Source organism: Vibrio sp. 1-2 (7-a), assembly GCF_013048515.1.
GTDB classification, from domain to species: domain Bacteria; phylum Pseudomonadota; class Gammaproteobacteria; order Enterobacterales; family Vibrionaceae; genus Vibrio; species Vibrio diabolicus.
Genome location: NZ_VHSQ01000001.1, coordinates 316,767 through 331,577, shown reverse-complemented (window position 1 = coordinate 331,577; position 14,811 = coordinate 316,767). Strand labels below are relative to the sequence as shown.

At 47.1% G+C, this 14,811-nt stretch carries 14 protein-coding genes; all 14 read right to left on the bottom strand.

Translation table 11 applies throughout. From position 1 onward, the window contains the following. Positions 1 to 57: 57 nt before the first annotated feature. Positions 58 to 1,104, bottom strand: coding sequence for a flagellar motor switch protein FliM (gene fliM / locus FKN08_RS01465; protein ID WP_006741703.1), 1,047 nt, complete (start codon positions 1,102 to 1,104; stop codon positions 58 to 60). A gap of 7 nt (positions 1,105 to 1,111) precedes the next feature. After that, positions 1,112 to 1,615 (bottom strand): flagellar basal body-associated protein FliL, encoded by a 504-nt coding sequence (gene fliL / locus FKN08_RS01460; RefSeq protein WP_012841529.1) that lies wholly within the window; start codon positions 1,613 to 1,615, stop codon positions 1,112 to 1,114. Between the two features lie 85 nt (positions 1,616 to 1,700). Further along, positions 1,701 to 3,584, bottom strand: a complete 1,884-nt coding sequence (locus tag FKN08_RS01455; RefSeq protein ID WP_170891118.1) for a flagellar hook-length control protein FliK — start codon at positions 3,582 to 3,584, stop codon at positions 1,701 to 1,703. A 176-nt stretch (positions 3,585 to 3,760) separates the two neighbouring features. Continuing rightward, positions 3,761 to 4,210, bottom strand: coding sequence for a flagellar export protein FliJ (gene fliJ, locus FKN08_RS01450; protein ID WP_170891116.1), 450 nt, complete (start codon positions 4,208 to 4,210; stop codon positions 3,761 to 3,763). Positions 4,211 to 4,216: 6 nt separating this feature from the next. Beyond that, complete coding sequence (gene fliI, locus FKN08_RS01445; protein WP_170891114.1) at positions 4,217 to 5,536, bottom strand: flagellar protein export ATPase FliI; 1,320 nt, start codon at positions 5,534 to 5,536, stop codon at positions 4,217 to 4,219. A gap of 3 nt (positions 5,537 to 5,539) precedes the next feature. Continuing rightward, on the bottom strand, positions 5,540 to 6,340 hold the full coding sequence (gene fliH / locus FKN08_RS01440) for a flagellar assembly protein FliH (protein ID WP_006741700.1): 801 nt from the start codon (positions 6,338 to 6,340) through the stop codon (positions 5,540 to 5,542). 71 nt (positions 6,341 to 6,411) lie between these two features. Then, positions 6,412 to 7,467 (bottom strand): flagellar motor switch protein FliG, encoded by a 1,056-nt coding sequence (gene fliG, locus FKN08_RS01435; protein ID WP_012841526.1) that lies wholly within the window; start codon positions 7,465 to 7,467, stop codon positions 6,412 to 6,414. After that, on the bottom strand, positions 7,460 to 9,202 hold the full coding sequence (gene fliF / locus FKN08_RS01430) for a flagellar basal-body MS-ring/collar protein FliF (protein ID WP_006741698.1): 1,743 nt from the start codon (positions 9,200 to 9,202) through the stop codon (positions 7,460 to 7,462). The genes fliG and fliF overlap by 8 nt, the downstream gene beginning before the upstream one ends. A gap of 14 nt (positions 9,203 to 9,216) precedes the next feature. Further along, positions 9,217 to 9,528, bottom strand: coding sequence for a flagellar hook-basal body complex protein FliE (gene fliE / locus FKN08_RS01425; RefSeq protein WP_012841525.1), 312 nt, complete (start codon positions 9,526 to 9,528; stop codon positions 9,217 to 9,219). Between the two features lie 122 nt (positions 9,529 to 9,650). Beyond that, positions 9,651 to 11,060: a sigma-54 dependent transcriptional regulator gene (locus FKN08_RS01420; RefSeq protein ID WP_046875536.1), complete on the bottom strand. Its 1,410-nt coding sequence runs from the start codon at positions 11,058 to 11,060 to the stop codon at positions 9,651 to 9,653. Positions 11,061 to 11,096: 36 nt separating this feature from the next. Further along, positions 11,097 to 12,128: an ATP-binding protein gene (locus FKN08_RS01415; protein WP_046875535.1), complete on the bottom strand. Its 1,032-nt coding sequence runs from the start codon at positions 12,126 to 12,128 to the stop codon at positions 11,097 to 11,099. Between the two features lie 196 nt (positions 12,129 to 12,324). Continuing rightward, a complete protein-coding gene (locus tag FKN08_RS01410; RefSeq protein WP_006741695.1) occupies positions 12,325 to 13,791 on the bottom strand; it encodes a sigma-54 dependent transcriptional regulator in 1,467 nt (488 codons plus the stop codon). A 289-nt stretch (positions 13,792 to 14,080) separates the two neighbouring features. Next, on the bottom strand, positions 14,081 to 14,491 hold the full coding sequence (fliS, locus tag FKN08_RS01405; RefSeq protein WP_012841524.1) for a flagellar export chaperone FliS: 411 nt from the start codon (positions 14,489 to 14,491) through the stop codon (positions 14,081 to 14,083). Between the two features lie 12 nt (positions 14,492 to 14,503). Then, on the bottom strand, positions 14,504 to 14,809 hold the full coding sequence (locus tag FKN08_RS01400) for a flagellar protein FliT (RefSeq protein ID WP_046875534.1): 306 nt from the start codon (positions 14,807 to 14,809) through the stop codon (positions 14,504 to 14,506). Between the last annotated feature and the right edge of the window lie 2 nt (positions 14,810 to 14,811).

Below are 14,811 nucleotides of genomic sequence, written 5' to 3'. Positions count from 1 at the left end.
TTCTATCCTGTGTTAAGCCTTATTTAATGCCAAAGCATGTCTGTTCAATAAGGTATCTTAATCGTCTATATCGTCTTCATTCTCAAGCTCAGACATGATGTCTTTGCCCAAGAAAGCTAAATCTGTTTTGACTACATGTGGGCGCTCAATTTCCTCAGAAATTTGCACCGCTAATTTGTCTTCCGAACGGCCCATTTTTACGCGATAGGTCGGCAGGTCTTCCACAAACATTGTCGCATGTTCTGGCATTTCAATCGGGATGATGTCACCCGGTTGCAATTCCATGAGGTCACGCAAAGAGATGTCTTTTTCAAGCAAGTTAACGCGGAAGTTAACCGGACAATCCATAATCTCTTCACGTAATGCTGAGCTCCAACGGACGTCTGTCTCCATCTTGTCGGACTGAACACCTGCGTCCAACAGTTCACGAATCGGCTCAACCATGGAGTAAGGCATAACGACATGAAAATCGCCGCCGCCACCATCGACCTCAATGTGGAAAGAACTCACGACAATCACTTCTGTCGGGCTGACAATGTTAGCCATACTTGGGTTTACTTCAGAGTCGAGATATTCGAACTCCACCCCCATCACTGGCGACCACGCTTCTTTGTAGTCTTCAAATACAATCTTCAGCAGCAGCTGAATGATACGGCGTTCCGTTGGGGTAAATTCGCGCCCTTCAATTTTGGCATGGAATCGACCATCCCCACCAAAGAAGTTTTCTACCAGAATAAAGACTAAGCGAGCCTCCATGGTGATCAACGCTGTACCTTTTAACGGACGAAAACGCACCATGTTCAAACTGGTTGGCACGTACAATGTGTTTTGGTATTCGCCAAACTTCATCATCTGCACGCCATTAATCGACACTTCTGCCGTTTTACGCAGCATATTAAACAGACTAATACGCATGTGTCGTGCAAAGCGCTCGTTGATAAGTTCGAGCGTCGGCATTCGACCACGTACAATCCTGTCTTGCGACGAGAAATCAAAATTAACGGCACCTTCGTTGTCGTTTTCTATCGGTTCATCGACGTCATCAACATCGTCAACCCCGTGCAATAGCGCATCAATTTCGTCTTGGCTTAATAGATCGGTCACGTTTTACCTATTGAATAACAAAATCTGTAAACAGTACTTTTTCAATCACTGGCTTACCGACCGCAGCGTTTAGCGCTGCTTTGATATCTTCGGAAGCACGATCGCGCAATTCCACTCGTCCCGTTGGAGAACGCAACTGATCAACCGTCGCCGAAGCAAACGTTGATAACAAAGAGCTCTCAATCAGTGGCGAATGGTACCGCGCCAACTCTTCATTCTCTGCGCCGCGAACCATTAACTGCGCTTTAATTTGTACCAGTCTGTCGCGACGGTCCCCAGTAACGTTAAATACAAATGCCTGAGGAAGATTCACGTAGGCAATGGGCGAGGCATCAGATGCCTTCGCTTGAACCTGTTGAGACGCTTCAGCCTGAGCTGGTTCATCAGAGCCCATGAGAAAGAATGCTGCTGCACCACCGCCAAGTAGCAATACCACAACAGCGATTATGATGATAAGTAACTTACCTTTTCCTTTCGGCGCATCGGCCCCTTGTAACTGTTCTTCTGCCATTGTTGTCTCTTATTGTTCTTTTAGGTTACCGAGATGCTTAAGGAAGTCGTTTGGTAACCTTGTATTATTGCCTTTAAACGGCCTGTTAAGCGTAAAAGCTAATTCCATCACGCTTTGAAGCCACATTCAAATCCAGATTGACGTCAGCATCAAAGCTCTCTTCTGATTGTCCAGAAAAACCGCTGCCTTGAGCGCTTTGACCATGTTGCTCAGCAGTATACCTACCTTGCTGCTGCCCGCTGTTTTGTTGCTGAACAGAAGAATCAGCCAATTGCATGCCCTGCTGCGCCAACATCTCTCTCAAGCGAGGAAGCGTCTGTTCAATGATGTCACGCGCTTGCGTGTTGTTCACCGTAAAATGCACATTAGCTACATCGTTGTTCATCGTCATACGAATTTGCATACGACCTAATTCTGGTGGATCAAGACGAATATCGAGGTTTTTTAGGTTCTTCGACATCATCATTTGCACTTTTTCCGCCACTTGCTCATTGGCTAGCTCTTTGGTCAGTTGCAACGGAAGCTGAGCTTGCTGCGCGGCATCAATACGCGCTTGTTGCTGCACGTTTGTTCCTTGTTGACCCGCCATCGCCTGAAGCTGCCCTGCTAAACCATGTTGAAGTTCTGGTTTATCTTGCTTATCCGCAGTCGCTTTAAGTGCACCAGCAACCAATGCGGCATTCACAACTTTCTGGTTAACCTCTCCATCCTTTACGCCTTGAAGCGCCGTCGGTAAATGAGCTGCGACGAACGCATCTGGCATCGGAGACAATGCGACTTTATCTGCACTCTGAACAGCTTGCGGCTGAGCTGATTGAGTCACCAAATGAAGGGCTTGCTGAGACATCCCCATAGGCGCAGCCTGGCGAGCCAAATGATGTTGTACTTGCTGCTCGGCGAGAACCTGTTTAACGTCAGTAGGAAGTGCAACAAACTGGGCAAGATCTTGCTCAGGAATATCGGCAATGACCGTCCCTTTTTTCAACCCTTCTATGATCTCAGTTTCTTGCTGAGTCAGTGGTTTTCCCTGCGCCAGTTTGGTATCTATGAGTTCGAGTTCATCCAAGGAAACACGCTGAAGCGCATCAATTTTAGAGCCATCCAACCCCACCTCCAGTGGCGATAGTTCACCGGCAACCTCATCACTGACCATGCCCTTCTCGGTTGGGTGACTGACTTGTTTAGCCATACCTTGCCAAGTAGCAAACTCAGACGAGAGCTTATCGACATCGATAGGTTGACCATTCTTATCTAAAATTGGCTCTAAGCGTTGCCCAGCCATTGCCTGCACTTGTTCAAGCGATTGAGCTGATGGCATGTCATTCAAAGCAAGTTCATCAATGTCTGTTGTTTGCTCGTTAAACGAGTGCTCTAAACCCGCTCGTTGAGGCAAAACTTTGCCACTATCGATGGATGCATTATTCGCTTTCAAGGTTTGATTCGCTTGTTCAATACGACCAAGCAGCTGTTGTCCTTCACCCATCGCGCTTTTTGCGCCATTAGCAGCTGAAGGGGCGTTCGAGAGTGAACCGACTTTCTCAGTGACATCAGCATCATTTTGCGAGTGCTCGCCTTGTTTGGCTTCCAGTAGGCTTGCTTCATCACTTTGAATGGTGTTCGCATGCTCTGTCAGCATGTCACCAGAGCGGCTTTGCTCTTGAATAGCAGTTTCTTGGCTTTCTTGCGCCAGCAACTCCTCGGCATCGTTACTGCTCGCTTGAGCCACGTCTGTGACCGCTTCTTGACTATCAGCTTTGCCAGACGAAAGCTTGTTAATCTCGGCACTGTTTTGGTCTTCACCGTTTAGTGATTTCGTTGCTACTTTTTCTGACTTTTGTGAACCTGAAAATGCATCCGTCAAGGTTTCCAAAAATCCCTTGTTCTCCGCGTTTTCTGTAGGTGCTTGTGCGGCAGAGTCAGACACTGACGTCTTGCTCGTCGCAGAAACATTGGACAAATTCACATTCATATAGAAATTCTCATTATCAGCAGCTTCGAGCGCTAGGCCGCTGCTAAATTGCACACGGTGGCAAATTTAGGTTATTGGGGTGATCATCTACAAAGTTATCTGCAAAAATTACGCCAATAACAAGCTCATTGCCGCAGTGACAAAACGAGTGTTATAAGTGGAAGCAACGTCAACTTTTAAGTATTAAAAGGCTTCACTCGACGGCTGTAAAGCAACGTTGAAAACTCGTCCATTTGCTTTTGTTCTCGTTTGGCTTCCGCAAGCTGTTTCTCTTTCTCACGCTTTTCGATCATCCACTCATAGGATTTGCGTTCTTTGCGTACTGTTAACCAGTATTCTTGACAGTTTTCTACCTGTTCTTTGAAATGACTTTCCGCTTGTTTCTGCTTAGATAACGTTTCGTCTAGCTGAGTGAGAAAGCGATTTAAATGCCCATATTCGCTTGCCGTTAAGCCAGCCTGGCCACGGTCGATAAGCTGTTGGCAATAATCAAGGCGATACTTTTCGATTTGCTCAACCTGACGGTAATAATCTTCAAGTTCAGAGCGCGCTTTGTTCAGCGCAAGTACGGCTTGATCTTCACGCTCTTTAGTCTGCTCAAGTAGGAACTCCATCGCATTGTTCATGCGCTATCACCCGCCCAAAATGTTTCTAAGCATGTTGACGCACATATCGTATGGCACCGATTCTTTCATGCTCTGCTGTAAGTATTCGTCTAACTTTGGCTTCAATGTAAATGCGCCATCGATAGCAGGATCGGTGCCCGGCTTGTACGCCCCAATCGAGACCAAATCTTGGTTCTTGCGGCAAATCGACAAGACCTGACGTACCGCTTTCGACATCAGAACATGTTCTTCAGTGGTGATTTGCGGCATAACACGGCTAACCGACTTTTCGACGTCAATCGCAGGATAATGGCCTGCATCCGCCATTTCACGGGACAGCACAATGTGACCATCAAGAATTGCCCGCGATGCATCCGCAATCGGGTCTTGTAAATCATCGCCCTCGGTCAACACGGTAAAGAACGCCGTAATTGAGCCTTGTTCGGCGCTTCCGTTACCCGCACGCTCAACCAAAGCAGGTAGCTTGGCGAACACAGATGGCGGATAGCCTTTTGTCGCTGGCGGCTCACCAACAGAAAGGGCGATTTCACGCTGTGCTTGCGCAAAACGCGTCAAGGAATCCATCAATAACAGAACGTCCAAACCTTGATCGCGAAAGTACTCGGCAATGGTTAAGGCGGTTTGACAGCCTTTCAAACGCATCAATGGTGATGCATCGGCAGGCGCAGCCACCACGACAGAGCGACGTCGTCCATCCTCACCTAAAATCTCTTCGATAAACTCTTTAACTTCGCGTCCACGCTCACCTATCAGACCGACCACAACAACTTGTGCGGTTGTACCTCGTGTCATCATGCCAAGCGTGACCGATTTACCCACACCAGAGCCGGCAAACAGACCGATACGCTGACCTTTACCTACCGTCAATAATCCGTTAATCGCTTTCAAGCCCACATCAAGTGGCTCTGAAATTGGCTTTCGAGCCAGCGGGTTGATTGGCTCAGCATTAAAAGAGGCGCGATGATCGGTATACAACGGGCCAAGTCCATCAAGCGGATTACCAACCCCGTCAATCACGCGGCCAAGCAACTCCATGCCAACAGGCAAGCCAGCGTCACTGGTTAATGGCGTCACTCTAGCGCCAGGCAAAATGCCCGTAATTTGCTCGCTTGGCATCAAAAATAGGTTATCACCTGAAAAACCGACGACCTCGGCTTCCATCTGACCGGACATGGTTTCCACTAAGCATAAACTGCCAATTGGCGCGCGACAGCCTGTCGCTTCCAACGTTAACCCAACCACTCGAACCAGTTTGCCAGAGGCAACTGGGCGCGTCGTTAAGCCTTCAACTTTGTAGTTTCTTAAACGGTCAGCCAATGTTTGCATGGATTACTCACCCTCTTGATGACGGTTTGCACCACAAAAACTGTGCAACACGCTTTTGACGCGCTCTTCCATACGGTAGTTAATGCTTGATTCACCTGCCTCAATCTGGACGTCGCCTCGATTGAGTGATGGCTCAGCAACCAACGTCCAGTTGCGGCAATCAAGGTCTTCTTCGCCGTAAGCTGAGCGAATAATCGCAACGTCTTCTGGATTCAGGTGCAAGGTAATGGGATGACCTGATATTGGCAGCGCTTCAACCGACTGCTTAACCGTGTCCAAAATAATCTGAGGGTTGGTTTGTACTTCGACATGCACGACTTCTTTTACTAAACAGAGCACCATGTCTACCAGCTGCTTTTCAACCTGAGCATTCATTAGCTCTAACGGCTGAGCAAACTGGTTCGCTAAGTTCATAAAGGTTTCGACTTGCTGCTGAATATATTCTTGACCTGCGGTCACGCCTTCGGCTTTTCCAAGCTCCAGCCCTTCAGCATGGCCCGCTTGCAGGCCTTCTTCTTTGCCTTTGTCGTAACCTTGCTTAAAGCCGGCTTCTTGACCTTGATACAAACCTTCCTGATAAGCACCTTGCTTGATCAGCTCTATCTGCTCTTCGGTTAGCTCAAGTGCTTGCTCTTCTTCTGGTTCTTCAAGATTCGGTACCCAACCCGGGTCATAGTTAAACGCGGTTTGTTTTGCTTGCTTGGCTTTGGGCTCGCCGTAATCAGGCAACCCCCAACGTTGTGGTTCGATCATCGAATCATCTTCATCAGGACGGATAAATCCACGTTTTCTTTCGCCAGCCATGGGTTACCTATTATGTATTCGATTAAGAAGTGAGGGCGCTCCGCAATAGGATAATCACGGAGCAATAGAGATTATAAGAATTCGTCCGCACCGCCAGACAACATGAGTTCGCCTGCATCGGCCATGCGACGAGCGATCGCCAGGATTTCTTTCTGTGCCGCTTCGACATCCGCCACGCGAACTGGCGGCATCGCTTCGATGTCATCACGCATCATCTCAGCCGCTCGTTTCGACATGTTCTTAAATACCTTCTCACGCAGAGAATCGTCGGCACCTTTAAGTGCTTTTTGCAACACGTCTTGTGGTACATCACGCAGCAATTTCTGAATACCTTGATCGTCCACTTCGACTAAGTTTTCGAAGACAAACATCAAGTCTTGAATTTGCGTCGCCATGTCTTCGTCTTGATCGCGAATCTGTTCCATCAATAAACCTTCGACGTTGTTGTCTAGATAGTTCATGATCTCCGCTGCCGCTTTCAGGCCGCCAATCTTGGCTGCTTGAGCGCCAGCTTGACCCGCGAACTGTTTCTCCATGATTTCGTTCAGCTCTGCCAGTGCCGATGGCTGAACTTCTTCAAGGTTGGCAATACGCATCATCAGGTCCAAACGCACGCGCTCAGGGAACTGAGACAAAATCTCCGCGGATTGGTCTGCTTCTAAATAAGACAATACGATGGTTTGGATCTGCGGGTGTTCGTTGACAATGATGCTCGCCACTTGTCGTGGGTCCATCCATTTCAGCGAATCCAAGCCTTTTGAACCCGTACCAAGTAGGATCTGGTCAACCAAATTGTTGGCTTTGTCTTCACCAAGAGCCGCCACCAGCGCATTACGCATGAAGTCTTCGCTGCCCATGCCGATGTTGGTGTATTTCTGGATGTCCTCCAAAAACGCACGGTGAACGGCCGACACCTTGTCTTGGCTGAGGTCTTTCGCCTTAGCCATCGCACTACCCACACGCTGGACCTGTTTTGGCTCTAGGTGACGAATAATGCCAGCGGCATCTTGTTCATTGAGGCTCAGTAGCAAAATTGCTGCTTTTTCTTCGCCAGTAATGGTTGAGACATCCAGCTCAACTGGCATTCCCGCGGCGTTGTCATCTTGAGGTACGATATCGTTAGCCATTGTCATTCATCCAGTTTTTCACTACTTGAGCAGCAAGTTCAGGTTCATTCGCCACCAGAGCGCGAACCGCTTTCAATACATCTTCATCTTTATGAAGGTTTGGCAAATCAATACTTGAACCAAACTCAAACAGTTCGCTGCTTTCAATGTCGCTGCCAATCAGGCTAGTTTCACCATCCGCACCAATCGGCAAGCCGTCTGGTCCGTACATTTCGTCTTCGTCATCACTGGTAGGGTTAAGCAATTTCTTCATTGCTGGACGAACCAATACCAATACGACAACGATGATCACCAATGCACTTGCGAACCAACGAACCCAGTCACTGAAGTTAGGGTGCTCCCAAATTGGTGGTTCTTCCAGCTGTTCAGCCTCAGGCTCTGCAAACTTCACACTCAGTACATTCAACAAATCACCACGGCCTTGGTCAAAACCGACCGTACCAATTAAGACTTGGCGAATAGCATTAATTTCCGATTCGGACATAGGGGTATAGGTCACTTCTCCCGTATCTGGGTTGACCTGACGACGGTCCTTAATCGCAACAGAAACTGTCTGACGAGCAACCGTCCCTGTCTGCTTACGCTCATGGCTGATGGTGGTATCAAGCTCAAAGTTACGCGTGGATTCTTTACGCACCGAACCCTGTCCCATGACAGAACCGTCTTTCATCTGAGCCACATCTTGCGGAATAGAGGCATCCGCTGGAGGCTGATTACTTAACGCCCCCGGAATACCCGCTACCATATTGCCGTTATTGTAATCTTCTAATGCGTACTCACTGCGGGTTGCAGGGGTATTGGGGTCAAAGCGTTTGCGAGTTTGTTCAACCGCGCTGAAATCCATTTGGATATCGACCTGCGCCGTGTAGTTGCCATAACCTAAAATAGGTAATAGCACTGAATCAATTTTTTCACGCAGCGCTTGTTCCTGGCTACGCTCTAATTCTTGCTCTTTGCGTCGCGCAGCAGAAGCAGGGTCTTGAGAGCCTGAACTGAGCAAACGACCATGCTGATCTGTGACGGTAATGCGGGAAGTTTTCATTCCCGGAACGGCACTCGCCACCATGTCGACGATAGAATCAACTTCTTGCTGTTTGAGGTTCGTACCAGTCGACAGTGTCAAAAATACGGACGCTGATGCTTCTTGGTTATGACGCACAAAAACACTGTGCTTTGGTAGCGCCAATAAGACTCGCGCTTTACGAACTTGCTTCATTTCCTCAATCGCTTGAGCCAACTGACGTTCTCGACTGAGTTTAAGGCGCTCTTGCTCTAAACGTTGTGATACGCCAAAGCCCATATCTTGCAGCAAAATATCATCGCCCGCCTCTGTGGCTTGGTTTACGCCCGAGCGAACCATGCCAAGTTTGATCGAGTTGTATTCGCTCGATTCAACAGAAATGGTATTACCATCAAGCTTGTAATTGATTTTTTGCTGGTCCAGATAATCCAAAACGGGGATCAACTCTTCGGTCTCATACGCTCCAAGCGGGCGCATCTCCGGCTCTTTGACCCAAAAGAACAGCATCACGATCAATGCAACACAGATGGAGATTGACAGCACAAGTACAACTTGACGAAGTAAATCAAGGTCACCCACTGCCATATCAAATTTTGACGCACTGCGCTCCTCTAGATCTGGATTTTGACTCTCCACATCTACGTCGGAACTTGCTACCAGTGCACCATCTGAGCCGCCTTCAGTGACGGTTAAATCTGTAGACTTGTCTGCCACACTTATTACCTAAATTACACTGGCATGTTCATGAGGTCTTTATACGCCTCAACGAGTTTATTGCGAATTTGAACCGTCGCATCAAAAGCGACACTAGACTTGTTACGAGCAATCATAACGTCAGAAAGGGAAACATCGGCATCACCACGATCAAAACGGGTTTGTAAGTCACCGGATGCTTTTTGAAGTGTGTTCACGTTATTGATGGCTTTAGTTAGGAGATCATTAAAATCTGCTCCAACTTTCGCCCCACTTGCAGTAGGAGCAGTATTGGTTGCTTCTACCATCATGGCGCGCATTTCTGCCTGAATACCATCAACTTTCATTAGCACCTCTAAGCCAAAAGATTGACTATTAACAAAACTGATTATTAACACAGCAATTAACGTGCCATAAGACATTAGTTAGCGGTTTGCTTACACTTTTTGTCTTATGGCGATTGCACATATTAATTTGGGATATCTATACCAGCATCACGCATTTTGGCAAGTTTGTAGCGCAAGGTTCGTGGGCTTATGCCCAGTTTCTCCGCCATTTCTTTGCGTCGGCCGTTACACTCCACCAAGGTTTCCAAAATAATGGCGTATTCTTGGTCACGCAGCTCGCTGCCCAAGCCCTCCCCGCCAGATACCGGACGGTTCACACTCTCAGGTTGAGCGACTGGCTTAACATTAGGTACAACCATCTCTGCATTTTGAACCACATGCTGCAAGCTGTTGGCATCTTGCCAATCCACCCCTTCTAGTAAGATGTGCTCAGCGTCGATATCACCATTCTCACTTAAGATAAGAGCTCGTTGCACCACGTTATCCAGCTCACGAACGTTACCTGGCCAAGGGTATTGCAGCAGTTTTTCTACCGCAACGGCTGAAAATTGAGGCACTGGCATCCCCATCTTGCTGCAATGACGCTCAGCAAGATGCTTGGCAAGTGGCGCAATATCGCCTTTGCGTTCGTTCAGTGCTGGCCACGCAATTGGGAACACATTCAGGCGGTAGTATAAATCTTCACGGAAGTTGCCTTCTGAGACGTACTGCTTGAGATCACGGTTACTGGTCGCAAGCACGCGTACATCCAGCTTGATGCTCTTACGACTGCCAAGGCGCTCCACTTCACGCTCTTGCAAAACACGTAATAGTTTCGCTTGCAGGTTTAAGTCCATTTCGCTGATTTCATCCAGCAAGATTGTGCCGCCTTGCGCTTGTTCAAACTTACCCGGACACGCTTGAACCGCGCCAGTGAACGCGCCTTTCTCATAACCAAATAGTGTCGCTTCCAGCATGTTGTCTGGAATCGCCGCACAGTTGATCGCAACGAATGGACCATCTTTACGGTTTGATGCGTTGTGAATATAACGCGACATCACTTCTTTACCTGAGCCACTCGGACCTAGCACCATAACATTCGCATCTGTACGTGCCACTTTATCGGCCAAAGCAAGTAGTCGCAGACTTTTTTCATCAGCCACGACCGCGTCACCATTGTCATCGCTTTTGATCGGTGCATATCGACTGACCATATTTAGCAACACTTCTGGTGCAAATGGTTTCGCCATGTAGTCAATCGCGCCATCTTTCATTGCCGACACGGCATCTTCAATGTTGGCGTACGCCGTCATTAACAGTACTGGTAAGTTAGGCCAATTCTGCTTGATATTTTTGAGCAGAGCCAACCCACCCATACCTGCCATTTGCACGTCAGAAACGACGATATCGACAGTATTCGATTTGAGTTTTAGTAGTGCGTCTTCCGCACAGTCAGCTTCTAACCACTCATACCCTGCCAGAGCCAGAGTATCCACTAGGGCTTCACGAAGACCTTCATCGTCTTCTACGATCAGCACTTTGCTTTGCGCCATTCTGATTCTCCAGTAATTGTTATTACCAGAAGCTGCTTATTGCGCTTCTGGTTGCACTCGCTCTAGCGGAATGCACATGGTAAAGCAGGCTCCATCACCCTGCTCTGAAATAAGTTCCAATCGACCGTCATGGGCACGGCAAACCATTTGAACAACAGCCAGCCCTAACCCGGTTCCTTGAGAACGCGTGGTAAAAAATGGCTCCATAATTTTGGCTTGTAGTTCTTCAGGTACACCCGGTCCGCTGTCTTGCACTGAAATGCGCAACTCGCCATTTACCGGGCGGAAAAAAATATCGACTTGCGACTCTTTACCAGACATCTGAATCGCATTCATGACAAGGTTGCTCAACGCGGATGCAATCGCATTCGCATTGCCTAGCAACTCAGTTTGTTCTTCTTCCACTTCTAGGCAGTAATCAATACCATTATTTTTTAGCGCGGTTTCGACCATCGGCTGATATTCCGCCACCAACTGAGCAATCGTAAATGGCTTAATGACTTTATTATCACCACCTTTAGCAAAAAGCAGCATATCATTAACCTGCTTTTCCAAATCGTGCAGTCGATCCATTAATTTGGTTTGAAAGCGATCCCTTGTCGCTGGTGGAAGGTTTGGCGCTCCCAAATTGGATGCATATAGCATAGCGCTCGATAGCGGCGTTCTTACCTGATGAGCAAGCGACGCTACCATACGCCCTAACGAAGACAAGCGTTGTAAATCACTCACACGAGCTTGAAGTAAGCGAGTTTCGGTTAAATCGGTAATCAGGATCAATTGACCTGTCGTAGAAGCCGAAATGGCTAATCGAACTTTACGACCATTCCGCAGGGAAACTTCGTGACCATCATCCTCACGAGGATCAAACACCGCCTGAATAATGTTGAACCATTTTTCATTAACCAGTGGAATCTCAAGAATTCGGTGCGCCTCTGGGTTTGCTTCACGCACTATGCCGTACGTGTCGAGCAGAATCACTCCGGCAGGCATCACATCAAGCACCTGCTTATAGCGCTCAACCTGATTTTCTACGGAATCTAAATGGGATTGGTTGGTGTTGTTATCCATTACTGCCTGTCGAAATATCGCCGCTAAAACTAAAATAGCTTGGTAAGCAATTAGCGTACCAAGCTATTTTTTATATTTATCATGACGTTAAGTCATCGACAATAAGTTGACACCCTCAGATAACGGTTTTTGGTGTCAGAAAAACGATGCTAAATAGCCCAAATGATTTAGATATCGTCTTAAATCTCAACGTTACCTAGCGTTGTAAGTTATACTTACGCATTTTTTCCACCAACGTTGTGCGTCGCATACCCAGCATATCAGCGGCTCGTGCCACGACCCCACCTTGTGCTTCTAACGCTTGGCTGATCATATTAACTTCTAAATCAGCCAACAGCTCTTTCAGATTTACACCTTCAGGCGGCAGCGCTTGCGGAGCGTTCATGCTGTGGTCAAGATCGTCTTGATCATCAAAACTAAAGTCTTCTGAGAAGATGTCTTGGAACACATCACGCTCTTGTTCTTCAACCGAAATAAACGGATTACTTTCTGGTTGGAACTCCGGGATATCACTGTAGCGATATTTGGTTGGTAAGTGGTTTACATCGACCAAGCTATTTGGGTACAGAATGATCATTCGCTCAACAAGGTTGGCTAACTCACGCACGTTACCCGGCCAGTTGTGCTCCATCAGTGAATTGATCGCACGAGGGGTAAAACAGATAGGCTGGCCACCCTCCGCCTCCAGACGCGTCATCAACTCTTGCAGCAGCAATGGAATATCTTGTTTGCGCTCTTTCAGCGCAGGCATCTCGATTGGAAACACGTTCAAACGATAGAACAAGTCTTCTCGGAACGTGCCTTCTTCAATCATACTTTCTAGATTACGGTGTGTTGCCGCGACAACTCGAACATTGACCTTGATGGTGCTATTGCCACCCACACGTTCGAAACAGCGCTCTTGTAATACGCGAAGTAGCTTCACTTGCATCGACATCGGCATATCGCCAATCTCATCAAGAAAGATCGTGCCACCGTCTGCGAGCTCAAATCGACCTTTACGTGCCGTTAACGCACCAGTAAACGCGCCTTTTTCGTGGCCAAACAATTCACTTTCTAGAAGCTCCGGTGGAATGGCACCACAGTTAATGGGCACAAAGGCACCACTGCTGTACGACGAATGATAGTGAATGTTACGCGCAACGACTTCTTTACCGGTACCAGATTCACCCAAGATCAACACGTTTGCCTCAGTGTCTGAGACTTGCTCGATCAGGTGACGAACTTCTTGAATACCTCTGCTTTGACCAACTAAGCTGCGAAAAAGTGTGTTTTTTCGTGCACTGGCAACGACATTGACCCCTTTTCGACCCAGAAAATCTTTGCAGTGGCGTAACGCCTCACTAAGCTGTGGGTAATTAAGAGGTAGTTCTAGCTCACCTACAAAATTTGGAAGATCATCCACGGGCAACGGAAATCGGCCCATGACTAAAAGTGGGATGTGGTAGGCGCTGTTTAAATGAGAGATAACCGTATTCGCCGCTTGACCTGCTGGAATGTTACCAACAATACAGCACGACCATACGCTAGACCAATCAACATCGCTGAGCTGATCAGAACTGACCGCTTCGCAATTTTCTCCAACAAATTCCAATATATTGCTTAAATTTAAACGACTTGATGCGTCATCATCAATTACAAGCAGCTTTGCCAAACCTTGCATAAGTAAGAATGATTGCCTTTATTTTAGGTGCGTTGCGGCCAAACCTTGATTTGCGCAATTGGGTGCTAAAAGAAGGCAGAACCACCACACTCAATTTACGATAGACAAAATAGGAAAATCAGCAACAAAAAAAGCCATTAGGGCTACTAATGGCTTCTATTTTATTTGAATATAAAAATAAGGCAACCAAGCAATAAAGAGGTGTGAGCTTGATAGAAACTTTGCTACACAACTCGTTGCGCAATTGACAAATATATTCCTCTAATATCTTAACGCGTTGTTTTGGTTATTAAATACCGACTTCAGCTGCTGTAAGATTATGAAACTCTGTAGGGATTTGGTCCCAAGCGGATTTGATCTCACGGATAATGTCGATAACGTCGTCGATCAGTTGAGGATCATTTTGATGGTTAGCAGCTGAAATTTGCGTGATCATAAACTCATAGAGTGAATCTAAGTTTGAAGCAATATCACCACCGTCATCCATCGATAGACAGCTACGTAGCGCAATGATGATGTCTAGCGCTTTACCTAAACGCTCACCTTTTGCTGGAATATTGCCTGCTTGCATGGCCGCTTTACCTTGAATAAGGCGCTCAATCGCACCAGCCATAAGCATTTGAATGACTTTGTGCGGAGAAGCCGCGCTTAGCTGGCTGTCGACTGATACCTTTTTGTATGCTTGCAAAGAACCGCGCATAGTAATCCTCTTTTAAATAAATTTTTTGTACTGCTGAAGCGAACGCTGGCCATAACGAAACTTATGAAGTTCTTTTCCGACCTTTGACGTTTCCGATTGCATCAGCTCGACAATTCTTTTGGTACGAGTAAGCAACGCTTGCCACTCTGCATCCTGCTTAACCAAAGGATTTTGATGAATAATTGGTAACAGGTTCTGCAATAACCGTTCCCTGATATCGACCAAGTGAAGAATTTCTTCAGTATTAAAGTCGACTTTTTCCAATTCTTGCGTAATTAGTTGATCTATATCACTAATATCTATGAGTTCTTTTTGCATTT

Coding starts and splice junctions, on each gene's coding strand:
- fliL (WP_012841529.1), bottom strand. CDS start 1,615: ATGGCAGAAGAACAGTTACAAGGGGCCGATGCGCCGAAAGGAAAAGGT.
- FKN08_RS01455 (WP_170891118.1), bottom strand. CDS start 3,584: ATGAATGTGAATTTGTCCAATGTTTCTGCGACGAGCAAGACGTCAGTG.
- fliJ (WP_170891116.1), bottom strand. CDS start 4,210: ATGAACAATGCGATGGAGTTCCTACTTGAGCAGACTAAAGAGCGTGAA.
- fliI (WP_170891114.1), bottom strand. CDS start 5,536: ATGCAAACATTGGCTGACCGTTTAAGAAACTACAAAGTTGAAGGCTTA.
- fliH (WP_006741700.1), bottom strand. CDS start 6,340: ATGGCTGGCGAAAGAAAACGTGGATTTATCCGTCCTGATGAAGATGAT.
- fliG (WP_012841526.1), bottom strand. CDS start 7,467: ATGGCTAACGATATCGTACCTCAAGATGACAACGCCGCGGGAATGCCA.
- fliE (WP_012841525.1), bottom strand. CDS start 9,528: ATGAAAGTTGATGGTATTCAGGCAGAAATGCGCGCCATGATGGTAGAA.
- FKN08_RS01420 (WP_046875536.1), bottom strand. CDS start 11,060: ATGGCGCAAAGCAAAGTGCTGATCGTAGAAGACGATGAAGGTCTTCGT.
- FKN08_RS01415 (WP_046875535.1), bottom strand. CDS start 12,128: ATGGATAACAACACCAACCAATCCCATTTAGATTCCGTAGAAAATCAG.
- FKN08_RS01410 (WP_006741695.1), bottom strand. CDS start 13,791: ATGCAAGGTTTGGCAAAGCTGCTTGTAATTGATGATGACGCATCAAGT.
- fliS (WP_012841524.1), bottom strand. CDS start 14,491: ATGCGCGGTTCTTTGCAAGCATACAAAAAGGTATCAGTCGACAGCCAG.
- FKN08_RS01400 (WP_046875534.1), bottom strand. CDS start 14,809: ATGCAAAAAGAACTCATAGATATTAGTGATATAGATCAACTAATTACG.